This is a genomic window from Massilia sp. S19_KUP03_FR1 (assembly GCF_036688685.1).
Taxonomy (GTDB): domain Bacteria; phylum Pseudomonadota; class Gammaproteobacteria; order Burkholderiales; family Burkholderiaceae_D; genus JALYUM01.
Genome location: NZ_JAQQPS010000006.1, coordinates 174016 through 190127, shown reverse-complemented (window position 1 = coordinate 190127; position 16112 = coordinate 174016). Strand labels below are relative to the sequence as shown.

Here is a 16112-nt window from a genome sequence, read left to right as displayed (position 1 = left end):
CGCATCGGGACCGTTGCGCACCGCGTAAATCGCGCGTTCGATCCATGCAAGATTATAGCATCGGCAAGTTGCAGGCCCGGGCGCGATACCCTTCGAACTGAGCGGCAATGTATAATCCGTCGCCTTGGCGGCGCACGATAATAACAAGTTGTCGATGTAATAAAAATGCGCCGGATGGTGCCTTGCCCCGGCCGCACTGGGCGGTGTGTTGTGCGACTATCAACGTTTGTGGTGCCCGACGACCTGCGTCTGCACGGTGGACGCCAGTACGACGTTTATGAAAGAAATGTGAACATGTTTGGCATGCTTTTGAGCGCTTGGCGCTTCCGATTTTTCATTCTCTCGTCGGTCCACACTGAATTGCGCGCGAAGTTCATCCGCAGCCGCCTGGGAGGGCTCTGGATGATTCTCAATCCCCTGGCCCAGGTCGTCATTTTTGCGTTCGTGCTCTCGGCGGTGCTCTCTGCCAAGCTCGAAGGCATCGACAACCGTTACGGGTATGCGATTTACCTGATGTCCGGCACGCTGGGCTGGACGCTGTTTGCCGAAATTGTGAATCGCTGCCTGACCCTGTTCATCGACAACGGCAACATCCTCAAGAAGCTTGCATTTCCCAAAATCGCCTTGCCCCTGATCGTGATCGGCAGCGCGCTGGTCAACAATATTCTGCTGTTCGTCGCCATCCTCGTCATTTTCGGATTGCTCGGCCATATGCCCGGCCTGGCCCTGTTGTATCTGCCGGCATTGATGCTCACCACCATCATCCTGGCCATCGGCTTTGGCCTGACCGTGGGCGTGCTGAACGTGTTCATGCGCGACATTGGCCAAGTGGTGCCCGTGGTGATGCAGTTCGTCTACTGGTTTACGCCGGTGGTCTACATGGTGCATATCATTCCTGAACAGTACCGCGTCTGGATGAAATTTAATATCCTCATCCCGATCATCACCGGATACCAGGATGTCCTGCTCTACAATCGCGCGCCGGACTGGGCCGCGCTTGGGGGTACCCTGCTGGTCGGCGTCCTGCTGTCGGCGTTTTCGCTTATTTTATTTCGCAAGGCAAGCCCGGAAATGGTCGATCAATTATGAGCGGTGAACTGCAGGTGAGCAAACTGGGCAAGTCATACCGCCAATGGGGCGGTGAACTACGCCGCTTCCGTTCCTGGTTTTCGCCGTCCGTCGCGCCGCTGGAAGAACATTGGGTGCTGCGCGACATCAGCTTTTCCGTCGGTCCCGGCGAAGCGGTGGGTATCATTGGCCAGAATGGCGCCGGCAAGAGCACCTTGCTCAAGCTCATCACCGGTACGGTACAGGCCACCGAGGGCGCGGTGCACATGCGTGGCCGCGTCTCGGCCATCCTTGAACTCGGCATGGGATTTACGCCCGACATGACCGGTCGTCAAAACGCCTTCCATTCGGCCGGCCTGATGGGATATGGACGCGCCGAAATCGAGCGCGTCATGCCGGAAATCGAAGCATTTGCCGAGGTCGGCGAATACTTCGACCAGCCGGTACGCACCTACTCGAGCGGCATGCAGATGCGCGTAGCCTTCAGCGTAGCAACAGCGTTCCGGCCCGACCTGCTGATCGTCGATGAAGCCCTGTCTGTCGGCGACAGCTATTTTCAGCACAAGAGCTTCGACCGGATCCGCCAGTTCAAGGAAGACGGCGTGTCGATCATGTTCGTCAGCCATAGCCCGACCGACATCCGCACCCTGTGCGATCGCGTGATCCTGATCGACAATGGCCGCATCCTGAAGGACGGTTTGCCTGACGAGATCGTCGATTTCTACAATGCCCTGATTGCCCAGAAAGAAAATGCCCAGTTGTCGGTGGAGCAGCGTCGCGCCAGCAACGGCTGGATGCTGACCAGGAGCGGGACCGGCGAAGTGCGGGTCGATACCTTGCGCCTGTATGATGACGTCACCGGCGCCGAGATTGCCCTGGCGCAAGTTGGCCAGGCCTTGCGCCTGCGGCTGGTCGCGACCGTGCATCAAGCCACGCCCCAGCTGGTGCTGGGATACATGATTCGAGACAAGCAAGGCCACGTGGTGTGGGGAAGCAATACCTGGCATACCCACCAGATCCAGGAAGGCGTGACGCCGGGCGAGCAGGTGGTCTACGACTTGCGCTTCATCTGCACGCTCGGTCCGGGCTCGTACTCCGTGTCGCCGGCGCTGGTCAGCGGTGACACGCACTTGAGCGACAACTATGAATGGATCGACAATTTGCTGGTCTTCGACGTACTCAACACGACCCGCGATTTCTTCCTTGGCACCAATGCGCTCGATGCGCAGTTCGACATTACCCGGCATCCCGGTGGAGCAGCAGCATGAGTTTTGTTTCGTACGCCCAGAATTTTGAAGACGTCATGCTTTGGCGCGCGCTCAAGCATATTCCGAACGGCACCTACGTCGACGTGGGCGCCCAGCATCCAGTGGTCGACTCGGTCAGCAAGGCATTTTATGAACACGGCTGGCGCGGCATCCACATCGAGCCGGTGGCCGAGTATGCCAGTCTGCTGCGCGCCGACCGGCCGGGTGAAACGGTGCTCCAGGTCGCGCTGGCACAGACCGAAGGCGTGCTGGAACTGAATGTGTTCGCCGATACCGGCCTGAGCACCGCGGTCGATCGCTACTCAGCGCTCCACCAGCAGCAGCACAGCGCCGCGCACAGCACGGTCACGGTGCCGGTGCTGACCTTGCGCTCGGCGTTGCGCAATCTCGAAGGCAAGGACGTCCACTGGCTGAAGATCGACGTGGAAGGTTTTGAAGAACAGGTATTGCGGGGCTGGGATAGCCAGTTGTTGCGGCCGTGGATCATGGTCATCGAGGCGACCGTCCCCGCGAGTGCCGAAACCGATTTCGCGGGCTGGGATCCGATTTTGCTCACGGCAAATTATACGTTTGCCTGGTTCGATGGACTGAACCGGTTCTATGTCGCCAACGAGCATGCAGAATTGCTGGCGGCATTTACCAGTCCGCCGAATGTTTTTGATGCAGTTCGCCTGAGCGGCCTGGCCAGCTCGGAATTATGCCGTGGCGTGATGATTGCCCACGACCTCGAGCGCGATGTCATGCAGCGTGCCGCCCAGGCCGAGCTTGCTGCCTTGCACGAGCGTGCTGCGGCCCAGCGCGCCAGCGATGTGGCCGAGCGGGAGACTGCCGTCCAGGAACGCGACCTTGCGCGGGACGAACGCAACACGGCAATCGCCGAACGCGACAATGCCCGTAGTGAACTCGATTCTGCATGGCGCGACATCAGCAGCATTGGACAGGACTTGGTCGAAGCCGAAGGAAAACAGCGCGAGTCGGCGCTGGAGATCGAGTTGTTGCGGCGAAATCATGACGATGCTGTGCACGAGGAAGCACGCCTGCTTGCGCACATTACCTGGATGGAAGGTCAGCTCGCTGCCTGCAAAGCCAAAACCGAGGAATTGAGCCAGTCGCCTCCCCACGTGCGGGCCAAGGCGCCGCGCAAGGACTCCGTGCTCAAGGCCTCCGCGCTCAAGGGTTTTGTGCGCAGGGTACTGCGTGTTGCCGTGCGCCAGCCGCTGGTGAAATCCGCGGGCCTTGCCGTGCTGCGGCTGGTGCCCGGACTGGCACCGCGCGCGCGCCGCTTGCTCGGCACCCCGGGCGGTGGCGCGGCGGGCACGCAGGGCGGGGCGCCGGGCAGTGCATCGGCCGAACATGGTCCGGCAAGCTTGCCGCAACGGCGCGCGCGCGAATTGTCGCCTCGTGCCGCGGCGATCCTGGCTGATATGCAGAAAGTTTTCGACGCGAAAGTCCCATAATGCGTATTGTGATCGACCTCCAGGCTGCCCAGACCGAGCACCGTTTTCATCAGGCTGGCCGCCACGCGCTCGCCCTGGCGCAAGCGCTGGCCCGTCAGCGCGGCAGCGACGACGAGGTCATCATTGCGTTAAATGGCGCTTTTCCGCATACCATCGACGGCCTGCGCGCCGCCTTCGACGGCTTGCTGCCAGCGCAAAATGTGCGCGTCTGGCCCGGCATGGAGGGGGTCGCGCAGCGCAACGGGCGCAGCCATCGCCGTGCCATGGCCGCTGACGTGCGTGAGGCCTTCCTGGCGGCGCAGGCGCCGGATGTGGTGCTGTTGGCGAACATGTTCGAAGGCTTCGCCGATGACGCCGTGACCAGTATCGGCAGCTTCGTCATGGCGCAGCCGGTCGTGGTCGTGCTGCACGACCTGCGCCCCCTGCGCGATCCCGCACTCCTGGGCGCGGTGCCCGGCTTGTCCGATTTTTATCTCGAACAGCTGGCTCAGCTGGAACGCGCGGCGCTGGTACTCGCGCTCGACGCCGGTCCGGTGCAGGAAGCGCGCGCCTTGCTCGGTGTCGAGGTCACTGCACTGCAACGCGATCCGGGACAGCCGCAGTCCGGTCACGGATGGGATCGCATGGCGCAGCAGGCGCTGGCGGCCTGCGCCGGGGTGATGCTGCCGGCCGGCGTGCCACCGGGCCACTCTGCGGCGCAATTGCTGGCGCGCCTGGTCGGGCGCGCACGCATTGCCATGGTGGCCGCCGGCGACGCAGCAGAGGCCGCGCACTGGGCGCAGACGCTTAGCCGGTTTCCGGACGCGTCCGCGCCACGTCAGCTGTTCGTCGACATTTCCGAACTGGTGCAGCGCGACGCGCGCACCGGCGTGCAGCGGGTTACCCGCAGCATCCTGCGCGAACTGTTGCGCACGCCCCCGGCCGGATACGAGGTCTGCGCCGTGTACGGCAACGCCCGCGACGGCATGTATCGCTACGCGCACGCGTACACGGCAACGTTGCTCGGCACCGCCGCGCGCGCTCCTGATGCGCCCATCGATCACCAGCGCGGCGACGTGTTTCTGGGACTCGACCTGCTGCCCCACATTTTGCCCGACGTCATGCCCTTTCTTCAGTCATTGCGGCTTGATGGCGTGCGCGTCTGCATGGTGGTGTACGACTTGCTGCCGGTGTTGATGCCGCAGCACTTTCCGCCAAATACCGACGCCAGCCATGCCGAGTGGCTGCGCTGTATCAGCGCCTTCGATGGGGCGCTCTGCATTTCGCGCGCGGTTGCACGCGAACTGCTCGACTGGCAAAGCCAACATCTTCCGGCCAGCCTGGTGCCGCGCCAGGTCGGCTGGTTTCATCTGGGTTCCGATGTGGACAATTCGGTTCCGTCGTCGGGTCTGCCCGCCGACGCCGCGCAGGTGCTGGCGCAACTGGCGCAGCGGCCGACACTGCTGATGGTCGGGACGGTCGAGCCACGCAAGCATCATGAGCAGACCGTGTCTGCATTCGAGCAACTCTGGCGCGATGGCACCGAGGCCAATCTCGTCATCGTCGGCAAGGAGGGCTGGATGGTCGACGCGCTGGTGCGGCGCCTGCGGCGCCACCCCGAGGCCGGCCGGCGCCTGTTCTGGCTGGAAGGCATCAGCGACGAATACCTGCAGCTGGTGTATGGCGCTGCCGACGGACTCATTGCCGCCTCTGCCGGCGAGGGTTTTGGATTGCCGCTGATCGAGGCGGCGCGGCGCCAGGTGCCGGTCATCGCGCGCGATTTGCCGGTATTTCGCGAAGTCGGTGGCGAGCACCTGCATTATTTTTCCGGTTTCGCGCCAGCCGATCTGGCCGCTGCACTGACGCACTGGCTGGCGCTGCTGGCCGATCAAGCCGTGCCATCGTCTAGCGCTCTGCCACGGCTGACGTGGGCGGAGAGTGCGCACCAGTTGATGCAGGTGACGCTGGCGCTGCCCGGCGCCGCCGCGCATCTGGTGGCGCCGGCTGCACCCGTGCCGCGCCCTCCGCGGGTGTTGTTGCTGGTGCCATTTCCGATCCGGCGCCCGCGCCATGGTGGCCAGCTGCGTGCCGCTGCAATGGCGCGGGCGTACAAGAGCGCCGGCTTCGAGGTGCACAGCGTGGCGTTTTACCAGGCCGAAGCCTACGAGGCGGCCGATCTTGGCCGCTTCGATGTGGCCTTTCCGGCCGACAGCCCATACAGGAACTACCTGAACACGCCGATGCCGATCCTGTCGGATTTTTTGATGGGGCCGTTTTCTGTCTCGCACGAACGCATCCTGCGCCAGGTGATCGATCAGTTGCCCGGTCCGGTCGATGTGATCCAGCTCGAACAGCCATGGCTGTACCCGCTGGCCGCGGCGCTGCGCCGCCAGTCTGCGCAATGCCGCGGCGCCTTGCTGGTCAACAGCACCAACAATATTGAAGCGCCCATGAAACGGGCCATGCTGGCTGGCCAGTTCAGTGACTCGCTGATCGACCAGATGGTCGCAGACATGGACGCCATCGAGCGCGACCTGACCCGCGAGGCAGTGCTGTCGCTGGGTGTCACGGTCGATGACGCTGCCGTGTTGCGTGAATACGGTGCGCTGCGCGCGCTGCACGCGCCGAACGGCATCAGCCCATGGCGTGCGGATCCGGCCCACCTCGACAAGTGGCGCAAGCGCTTGCCGTCCAGGCCATGGCCGATCTTCATTGCCAGCGCCCATCCGCCCAACTTTACCGGCTTCCTCGACGCGATCGGCGATTCTCTGGCCTGCATCCCGAAAGACTCGAAGCTGGTCGTGGCCGGCGGCGTCGGACCGCACCTGGAGCGGGCGCTGCGCAAATCGCCGCTGGGCGCTTTCAACATGTCGCGCCTGCAGATCCTGGGCGTGCTCGACGACGCCGACCTGGCCGCGGTCAAGTCGCTGGCCCATGTCTTCCTGCTGCCGATCGGCGCGGGGGGCGGCTCCAACATCAAGACCGCCGAGGCCCTGTATTCCGCACGGCCGGTGATTTGTACCCGCACTGCGCTGCGTGGTTTCGAACATTTTGCCGACCTGCCCGAAGTCACGGTGGCCGAAACCCAGGAAGCGTTCCAGCAGGCGATCAAGGCGGCACTGCAAGCGCCTGCTCACAGCGCGGTGCCGTCGCCACTGCGCCACAGTCTGACCTGGGAGGCATGCCTGGCCGGCGTCCCGCAAGCGGTGCGTGAGCTGCTCGACAGCGGCACGCTGCAGCCATGACCATCTGGCTCGATGTCACCACGGTGCGCGGCTGGCACCGGCCGGCGCTGGGCATCGTGCGCGTCGAGGCCGAAACTGCACGCCAGTTCCTGGCCCGGCGCGACGGTGCCATCCGTTTCTGCCGCTTCGACCTGGCTTACAAGGCCTACTTCGAGGTGGGGCCGGAGGAACTCCAGTTCGCACTCGAACGCATCGACGCCGGCGGCGTGCATCCTGCCAGTCTTGCGGCCGCGGCGGCTGGCCTGCCGGCGCCAGAGCAGATGGCGCCGCAACCAGGCTGGCGTGGCAACGTGCTGCGCGCCGTCGCCCGCTTGCCGCGCGAATTGCAGCAACCGCTGCTGCAATTTGCGCGCGTGCGCATGGATGGCGCGCGCGCGCTGCGCGCGTCGCTCCGGGCCGTGGGCAGTGCCGCCATGCTGTTCGTGCGTGGCCGGCCACCGCTGCCGGCAAGCGCACCTGCTGCGGCACCAGCGCCGGCGCTGGTCAAGCCTGATTTGTTGTTCGGGCGTGGTGACGTGGTGGTGTCTCTGGGACTCGACTGGGACCAGAAGGATTTGCCCTACCTGTATACATTGCGGCAAGCGCTCGACCTGCACATCCTGTTGATGTGCTACGACATCATCCCGATTCGCCTTCCGCATCTCTGCGTTGCCGACGTGGCGCGCAAGTTTCCCGGCTATTTCCTCGATGTCGCCCGCTGCGCCGACGAGGTGGTGTGCATCTCGGCGTATTCGCGCCAGGATCTGCGCGCCTATCTGGAGGAATGCCAGGTAGCGCTACCGGAGCTGAGCCTGGTACGCCTGGGCTGCGAGATCGGGCCGGTGGCGCCGGCACAGGCGCCGGTGGCGCCCGCGGTCGCCGAATTGCTCGGCCAGCAATATATCCTGTTCGTCTCGACCATCGAGCGGCGCAAGAACCACGAAACCGTCTACCGCGCCTATACCCGCCTGGTCGATGCCGGCGTGCAGGACTTGCCGGTGCTGGTCTTTGTCGGCATGGCGGGCTGGGGCCAGGCCGAGCTGATGGCCGACCTGGCACGTGACCCGAGGATCCGGTCATGCCTGCGCATTCTGAACCATGTGTCCGATGGCGACCTGGCGCTGTTGTACCGGCACGCCTATTTCACGGTCTACCCATCGCTGTATGAAGGCTGGGGTTTGCCGGTGGCGGAAAGCCTCGCTTACGGTAAATTCTGCCTGGTCTCGAATGCGGCGTCGCTGCCCGAAGTGGGGGGCGACCTGGTCGAATACATCGATCCATGGGATGTACCGCGCTGGGCCGAGCGCCTGCAGTGGTATATCGCCAACCCCGACGCGGTGGCGCAGCGCAGCGCCGCCATCCGCGATCAGTATCGGGCGCCGAGCTGGCATGCGACCGGCGCCACGCTGGTCGCTGCGGCCGAGGCCTTGCAGCAGCGCGCACAAGCCGGACCGGGCCGCTAATCCGGCGCTGGATCAGCGTACGGGCGTCACCACGCAGAACTGGAAATCGTTGTGGTTCTTGCCGCGGAAAGCGGCATGGCTGCGGCAGCTGGCCGGGTCGACCGCAAGACCGTAGCGACCCAGTACTTCGGCGGCCGTGACGACGACGCGCGCATTGGTAGCCGGTGCGGCGTCGCGTAGCGCTTGTTCGGCTTGTGGATCGGCACTGCCTTTTGCGGCCTGGACCATCACGTACAACGGTCCGCTGCGCGCCGCGATCATGGCGGCGACCCGCGCCTTAAAGGCGTCCGATTCGGGGAAGCCGGAACCGAGCGCGACGAACGCCAGGCGCACCGGGAACAGCGTCACCAGCCAGCCCATCGGCGGGTCGCCGTGGACGGTGAACACCATGCTTTGTTCGGGATCGGCAATCACCGGCCCCACCATTGCATAACTGTTGGCGCTGAACGGCGCACGTCCCCATGAAGCGGCCGGAATGGTCGACACCACCACAATGGCTAACAGCACGCTGACCGCGCGCCGCGCCAGCGGCGCTGGCATCAGGCGCTGGGCCAGCAGCAACAGAACCACTGGCGCCAGCAATTCGAGGGGAATCAGGTAGCGGTAGATGCTGAACAAGCACATCCAAAGCAGGTAGGAAATGGCAAAAAAAGACAACAGAAGGCGCTGGCGCTGCAGCAACGCGCTATCCCCATCGTTGACCTGCTCGGCCGGACGCGCTTGCGCCAGGTTGAACGTTTGCAGCAGAAACCCGACGTACAGCATCGGCCAGATCAACAGCGTCAGGCCAATTTCCGTGACGCGCTTTGGATTGGCCGCAAACTTGAAGGGCCACAGCAGGTATTCGAGCCAGCCTTGCGGCAGCCAGTGGGTGTCGCCGATGCCGATAGGCGCCGCCATCGGGCTGTGGAAGATATTGTTAAATTGCGGGAACAGGGGATTGCCGAATTGGGTCCACATCAGCCAGAACCACCAGCCGCTGGTGATGGCGATGCCGACCAACACGGCGGGGCCGAAGGTGAAGGCGCGTTTCAAACGCGCACCGAACGCGCCGGGGATCAGCATCAGCGTCAGGCACAGGCCCAGCGCGTAGGTGGCATTGGTCAGTTTCAGGCCGGTGCCGAGCCCCATCACGAGGCCGGCCCACAGCAGCGTCTTGCCCTGGCCAGGTGCCTGGCCGCTGACTGCCGGCCAGCCGCGCAGGACGATCAGCACGGACCCGAGCACGAACAGCGCGGTCAGATTGTCGCCCATGGTGTTGCCCAGCTCGGACAGGAAGGCACTGCCGAAGATACCGGCCACGCCGAGCAGGATGGGCAGGCGGTAACCGGTGCGGCTGTCCTGCGCGAACAGGTGCCGGATGATTTGCACCAGCAGGATGAAGTTCAGGCCGTGCAGCAGACCCATCAGGAACCCGACCAGCCGGCCGGGGAGGGTGCGGATCATGCCGTAGTAGGGCAGGTCGATGGTCGGATTGAAATAACTTTGCCACTGGCCGGGGGCCAGGTCGAAGCCGATTTTGCCGTTGAGCAGCGCGAATGGGTTGTACAGGTGATAGTTGCGCAGATCCCAGTTGTCATCCTGCCGCATGACGACCGATGACAGGCCGAGCAGCAGGGGCACGAGGAACATGGCCAGGCGCATTGCGCCGGGCTGGTCGAGGCGCCGCCATGCGCCGATCAAGGGCGCGCGAAAACGTTGCATGGATGGATGGACCTTTCCTATCGGGGTACGGGCGCGTCAGCCGGCGTTGATGCGCAATGGGGGCAGGATACTTCGTACACGTACAGCGGCGAGAGTTGCTCGCGCGGGGTGACCACGGCGCGACAGGCGAAGCATTGCGTCGTCACGGTCGGTTCGAGCTTGGGATTGAGCGCGGTGCGGTAATCGAACACGAAGCAGTCGCCCGTGTAGTGGGCGGCGCCGACGTCTTCAAAATACTTCAGGATGCCGCCCTCGAGCTGGTACACATTGTCGTAGCCGGTTTCCTGCATGTGGATGGCGGCCTTTTCGCAGCGGATGCCGCCAGTGCAAAAGGTGACCACGGTCTTGCCGGCGAAATCTTCTTTGTGCGCCGCGATCACGTCAGGGAATTCGGTGAATTTGCTGATGCGGTAATCGACGACGTTATCGAACGTGCCGACGTCGACTTCAAAATCGTTGCGCGTGTCGACCATGACCACCGGCTTGCCGTTGTCGTCATGGCCCTGGTCGAGCCAGCGCTTGAGCGTCAGCGGCGCGACTGCCGGGGCGCGGCCCAGCTCCGGTTTGATGAGCGGCATGCGCATCGTGATGATTTCTTTTTTGATCTTCACCAGCATCCGCTTGTGCGACTGTTCGGCCGAAAAACTTTCCTTCACTTCGATGTCGGTAAAGCGGGGATCGCTGCGCAGCCAGGCCATGAAACTGTCGATGTTGGCGCGCGTGCCGGACAAAAACAGGTTGATGCCTTCCGGCGTGAGCAGGATCGTGCCTTTCAATGACAGCTCGGCGCACAGCGCCTGGAACTGCGGGCGCATCGCTTCGGTGTCGTCGAAAGTAATGAATTTGTACGCGGCGATGTTGACGAAGCTGGCCGCGATGGGCTGGTGAGGACTGGTATGCATGGTAGTTGAAAGCAGAAGCGGGTCAACCGCTATTATAAGCCGCGAGGCTTGCCAGAAATTACTTTGGCAACTGGCGATACCAATGCGCATGCACGACGGTGTCGACCAACTGCTGCGCGCTCTGCGACCAGGTCAGCCACGGCAGGCCGGCAGAGGAGGGCGCCAGCCCTTGCCGGTGCAGATCCAGCCATGCCTTGACCGCGGTGGCCAGCTGCGCCGCGTCGGTTCCGTCGAAATAGAATGCATGCGCGCCGCTCACTTCGCGAAATACGGGCAGGCCGCGCGCGAGGATCGGCACGCCGTGCTGCGCCGCTTCGATCAAGGGCAGGCCGAAACCTTCGCCGGTCGACGCCGCCAGCAGGGCGGAAGCATGGCTGTACACGTCGGTCAGCATCTGGTCGGACGCGCCCGCAAGCCAGAACAGCTTTTTGCCAAGTTCTGGATGCGCGCGCAGTGCCGCCGCGACGGCATCGACCGCCCATCCCTGCTTACCAACGATAACCAGGTTGACATCGACGCCGTCGCGCCACAGCAGCTCGAACGCGGCCAGCGCCTGCGCGTGCGACTTGCGGGGTTCGAGGGTGCCGACCATCAGCAGCGACGGGCGCGCTTTCATCGACGCCAGTACCTGCGCCGCGTCGGCCGGCAAGCCCGACGATGGCGCGCTGGCAGCCAGATCGGCACCCAGGTGGAAGTAGCCAATTTTCAAGGGCGTCGTGCGCGCCGCAGCGTGGACCTCGAGCCAGGCCGCCAGTTCGTCCGCCACGGCACGCGAAATGCAAACGATGCCGTCGGCATGCCGCGCAATGGCCAGGATGTAGCTGCCGAAATACTTGGGGGAGCCGTACAGGAAGACCTCGGGTTGCAGCAGCGGCAGGATGTCGTACACCACGAAATGGACGGCCACGCCCTTGCTGCGCATGTCGTCGAGCATGTCCCGGTTGTTCATGGTGCTGAAGACGGCCAGGTCGAGCCCCAGGTAACTGTCCCCGCCCTGGTAGGCGATCGGGGTATCGGCCGCCGCCGTGCCTTCCAACCCTAGCAATGCATGGGTAAAACCACGCGCATAGCGGTAGCGCCGCTGCACACCGCTGGCATACACCGGCTCCACGCAAAAGCCGGCGGGGGGATGTTTGATCAGGGCCAGCAGGATGCTTCGCACCACGCGCTGGATGCCGGTCTTGATATCGTTCTGGGCCACAGCGGAAATATCGACCAGCAACTGGCGCTGGCCCAAGGGTGGCCGACTGGCTGCGCATGCCGTTACCCAGTCCCGGTGCGCACGGTGGCCGAGCAAGCGCTGCGCCAGTGTCAGGATGCGTCCTGGCAGCGTGGGAAAGCGCACCAGCAGTGGCATGACCACGCGGCGTGCGGCGTTACTGTTTTTGGCGCGTGTGGCCAGGTCCTTCAGGTGCCGTCTGGCCGGAGATTGGAGCATGGCGCTATTATAAGGTGGTCCGTCGCGCCATTCCGACTTCGCGGCCGTCCTCGGCCCGCGACCGCGTGGCGGGTTAAAATGGCGCCATGACCGCCTCGACACTTTCCCCGACTTTTACGCACCTGCGCGTGCACTCCGAATACTCCATCGTCGACGGCCTGGTGCGCATCGACGACGTGGTGGCCGCTGCCGCGAAGGACAAGCAGGGGGCGCTGGCCGTCACCGACCTGGCCAATCTGTTCTGCATGGTGCGTTTCTACAAGGCCGCGCGCGGCAAGGGTGTGAAACCCATCATCGGCGTCGATGCCTGGATCAGCAACGACGACAACCGCGAAAAACCGTACCGCCTGCTGCTGTTGGCCAAGAACCACACCGGGTATTTACAGTTGTGTGACTTGCTGTCGAAAGCCTGGCTGACCAATCAGTACAAGGGCCGCGCCGAAATGCGCGTCGAATGGCTCGAAGGCCTGGCCACCAGCAGCTCGAAACTGCACCCCGACCACGACCAGGCGAATGGCCTGATCGTGCTCTCCGGCGCCCAGTTCGGCGACATAGGCGCGGCCATCGACCAGGGCGACGTGGTGCGCGCGGAGAAAGCCGCGCTGCGCTGGGCGCGCATCTTCCCGAATCACTTTTATATTGAAGTGCAGCGCGCCGGGCAGCCGAACCAGGAAGCGCAGGTGCGCCATTCGGTGGCGCTGGCCGGCCGCCTGGGCTTGCCAGTGGTGGCGACCCATCCTGTGCAGTTTTTGACCAAGGGCGAATTCATCGCCCACGAAGCGCGCACCTGCATCGCCGAGGGCGAGATGCTGGCCAATGCCAAGCGCGTGCGCAAGTTCAACGAAGAGATGTGCTTCAAATCCCAGGCCGAGATGGGAGAGTTGTTCGCCGACCTGCCGGGCGCGCTGGCCAATTCGGTCCAAATCGCCAAGCGCTGCAACGTCATCCTCACGCTGGGTAAACCGCAATTGCCCGACTTCCCGACGCCGCCCGGCATGACCATCGAAGATTTTCTGGTGGCAGAGTCCGAAAAAGGGCTGGAGATTCGCCTCGAGCACCTGTATCCGGACCCGGTCAAGCGCGAACAGGCGCGCCCGCGCTACGCCGAACGGCTGCGCTTCGAGACCGATACCATCAACAACATGAAGTTCCCGGGATACTTCCTGATCGTGGCCGAATTCATCCAGTGGGCCAAGGACAACGGCGTGCCGGTCGGTCCGGGCCGGGGGTCGGGCGCCGGGTCGCTGGTGGCCTACTGCCTGTTGATCACCGACCTTGATCCCTTGCGCTACAACCTGCTGTTCGAGCGTTTTTTGAATCCCGAACGCGTCTCGATGCCCGACTTCGATATCGACTTTTGCCAGGAAAACCGCGACCGCGTGATCCAGCACGTGAAGGATCTGTACGGCCGCGACGCCGTGTCGCAGATCGCCACCTTCGGAACCATGGCCGCCAAGGGCGCCATCCGCGACGTCGGCCGGGTGCTCGATTTCGGCTACAACTTCTGCGACGGTATTTCAAAACTGATTCCGTTCAAGCCGGGCAAACAGGTCTCGATTGCCGAAGCCATCGAGGAAGAGCCGCTGCTCAAGGAGCGCCTGGAAAACGAGGAAGAGGTCAAGCAGCTGCTCGAGCTGGCGCAGCAGGTCGAGGGCATCACCCGCAACATCGGCATGCACGCCGGCGGCGTGCTCATCGCACCGGGCCAGCTGACCGACTTCTGCCCGCTCTATACGCAGGGCGGCGACGCCGGCGTGGTGTCGCAGTACGACAAGGACGACGTGGAAGCCGTCGGCCTGGTGAAATTCGACTTTTTGGGTTTGACCACACTGACCATTCTCGACCGCGCCGTGAACTACATCCGCGCGCTCGATCCGGAGCAGGCCAATTTTGACCTGGCCACGCTTTCGCTGACCGATAAAGCGTCGTACGATTTGCTGACCAAGGCGAAAACCGTCGCCATCTTCCAGCTCGAGTCGCGCGGTATGCAGGGCATGCTGAAAGACGCGCGGCCCGACCGTTTTGAAGACATCATTGCGCTCGTCGCCTTGTATCGTCCGGGGCCGATGGACCTGATCCCCGACTTCTGCAAGCGCAAGCACGGCGAAAAATTCGACTATCCCGATCCGCGCACCGAGGGCATCCTGTCCGAAACCTACGGCATCATGGTGTACCAGGAGCAGGTGATGCAGATGGCGCAGATCATCGGCGGCTATTCGCTCGGCGGCGCCGACATGCTGCGCCGCGCGATGGGTAAAAAGAAGGCCGAAGAAATGGCCGAGCACCGCGAAATTTTCCGCAAGGGCGCGGCCGAAGGCGGCCTGACGGTGCAGAAGGCCGACGAGATTTTCGACTTGATGGAAAAATTCGCCGGCTACGGTTTCAATAAATCGCACGCTGCCGCCTACGCGCTGCTGTCGTACCACACGGCTTACCTGAAAGTGCACCACACGGCCGCGTTCATGGCAGCAAATATGTCGCTGGCGATGGAAGACACCGACAAGATCAAAATCCTGGTCGAAGACAGCATCGACGTCTGCAATCTGACCCTGCTGCCGCCGAATATCAACGAGTCGCAGTACCGGTTTACGCCGGAAGGCCCGGCGCCGTCTGTCACGGGAAAACGCGTCACGAATATCCGCTATGGCCTCGGTGCCGTAAAAGGTTCGGGGCAGGGCGCGATCGAAGCGATCGTCGCCGCGCGCACCGCCGGCGGCCCGTTCACGGATTTGTTCGACTTCTGCAAGCGGGTCGACAAGAAGCAGATCAACCGCCGCACCATCGAGTCGCTGATCCGCGCCGGCGCCATGGACTGTTTCAAGGTCGACCGCGCCATTTTGCTGGCCTCGGTATCGTTCGCGGTGGAAGTGGCCGACCAGGCGCTGGCGTCGGCCAACCAGGTCAGCCTGTTCGGTGGCGACGACAGCGACATGGTGGCGCCGCCCGAGTACGTGAAAGCCACGCCGTGGACCGACAAGCAAAAACTGTCGGAAGAAAAAATCGCGCTGGGCTTTTATTTGTCCGGCCACATGTTCGATTCCTACGCGACCGAGGTACGCAGGTTCGCACGTACCAAGCTGTGCGACCTCGACCCGTCGCGCGAGCCGCGCATGCTGTGCGGCGTGATCATGGGCGTGCGCACCCAGATGACCCAGCGCGGCAAGATCGTCATCGTGTCGCTGGACGACAAGACGGCGGTGGTCGAAGTGACCGTCTACAACGAGGTGTTCGACGCCCATAAAAACATCTTCAAGGAAGACGAATTCCTGCTGGTGGTGGGCAAGGTGTCGGAAGACCGGTTCAATGGCGGCTTGCGCATCACGGCCGAAAAAGTGTTCGACCTGGCCGCCTCGCGCATCCAGTACGGGCACAAGCTGGAGATGGCGATGTCATGCGATGTGAGCGACGCGAAACTGGCGGCGGTGCTGCAGCCGTATGTGCACCCGGATGGTTTACCGGTGTCGCTGCGGATCAAACCGCAGGGTGTCGAATGCAAGCTGCAGCTGGGCGACGCCTGGCGGGTGGCGCCGTCGGAGGCGTTGCAGCTGGCGCTGGAGCAGCAGCTGGGGGCCAAAGACGTCGCTGTCGAATACTAGTTAATACGTCATC

Annotated in this window: 9 protein-coding genes; 6 read left to right on the top strand and 3 right to left on the bottom strand. The window is 63.5% G+C overall.

Going from position 1 to position 16112, the window contains the following annotated elements; translation table 11 throughout:
• Nucleotides 1-165: 165 nt before the first annotated feature.
• From V6M87_RS08700 to V6M87_RS08680, 5 genes are read left to right on the top strand one after another with little or no spacing between them, the layout of a single operon-like run.
• Nucleotides 166-1089 (top strand): ABC transporter permease, encoded by a 924-nt coding sequence (locus tag V6M87_RS08700; protein ID WP_332876219.1) that lies wholly within the window; start codon nt 166-168, stop codon nt 1087-1089.
• Nucleotides 1086-2336 carry an ABC transporter ATP-binding protein gene (locus V6M87_RS08695; RefSeq protein ID WP_332876218.1) on the top strand — a complete coding sequence of 417 codons (1251 nt, stop codon included), beginning with the start codon at nt 1086-1088 and terminating at the stop codon, nt 2334-2336. The genes V6M87_RS08700 and V6M87_RS08695 overlap by 4 nt, the downstream gene beginning before the upstream one ends.
• Entirely contained in the window at nt 2333-3793 is a 1461-nt protein-coding gene (locus tag V6M87_RS08690) for an FkbM family methyltransferase (RefSeq protein WP_332876217.1), read from the top strand. Before V6M87_RS08695 ends, V6M87_RS08690 begins: the two co-directional genes overlap by 4 nt.
• Nucleotides 3793-7017 (top strand): glycosyltransferase, encoded by a 3225-nt coding sequence (locus V6M87_RS08685; protein ID WP_332876216.1) that lies wholly within the window; start codon nt 3793-3795, stop codon nt 7015-7017. Before V6M87_RS08690 ends, V6M87_RS08685 begins: the two co-directional genes overlap by 1 nt.
• Nucleotides 7014-8459, top strand: coding sequence for a glycosyltransferase family 4 protein (locus V6M87_RS08680; protein WP_332876215.1), 1446 nt, complete (start codon nt 7014-7016; stop codon nt 8457-8459). The genes V6M87_RS08685 and V6M87_RS08680 overlap by 4 nt, the downstream gene beginning before the upstream one ends.
• Nucleotides 8460-8471: 12 nt before the next feature.
• Here V6M87_RS08680 and V6M87_RS08675 read toward each other — a convergent pair whose 3' ends face one another.
• From V6M87_RS08675 to V6M87_RS08665, 3 genes are read right to left on the bottom strand one after another with little or no spacing between them, the layout of a single operon-like run.
• Nucleotides 8472-10163: a hypothetical protein gene (locus V6M87_RS08675; protein ID WP_332876214.1), complete on the bottom strand. Its 1692-nt coding sequence runs from the start codon at nt 10161-10163 to the stop codon at nt 8472-8474.
• Between the two features lie 17 nt (nt 10164-10180).
• Nucleotides 10181-11065, bottom strand: a complete 885-nt coding sequence (locus V6M87_RS08670) for a sulfurtransferase (RefSeq protein WP_332876213.1) — start codon at nt 11063-11065, stop codon at nt 10181-10183.
• Nucleotides 11066-11123: 58 nt separating this feature from the next.
• Nucleotides 11124-12503, bottom strand: a complete 1380-nt coding sequence (locus V6M87_RS08665) for a glycosyltransferase family 4 protein (protein ID WP_332876212.1) — start codon at nt 12501-12503, stop codon at nt 11124-11126.
• A gap of 86 nt (nt 12504-12589) precedes the next feature.
• Between V6M87_RS08665 and dnaE the strand changes: the two genes are divergently transcribed.
• A complete protein-coding gene (dnaE, locus tag V6M87_RS08660) occupies nt 12590-16099 on the top strand; it encodes a DNA polymerase III subunit alpha (protein WP_332876211.1) in 3510 nt (1169 codons plus the stop codon).
• Nucleotides 16100-16112 lie beyond the last annotated feature (13 nt).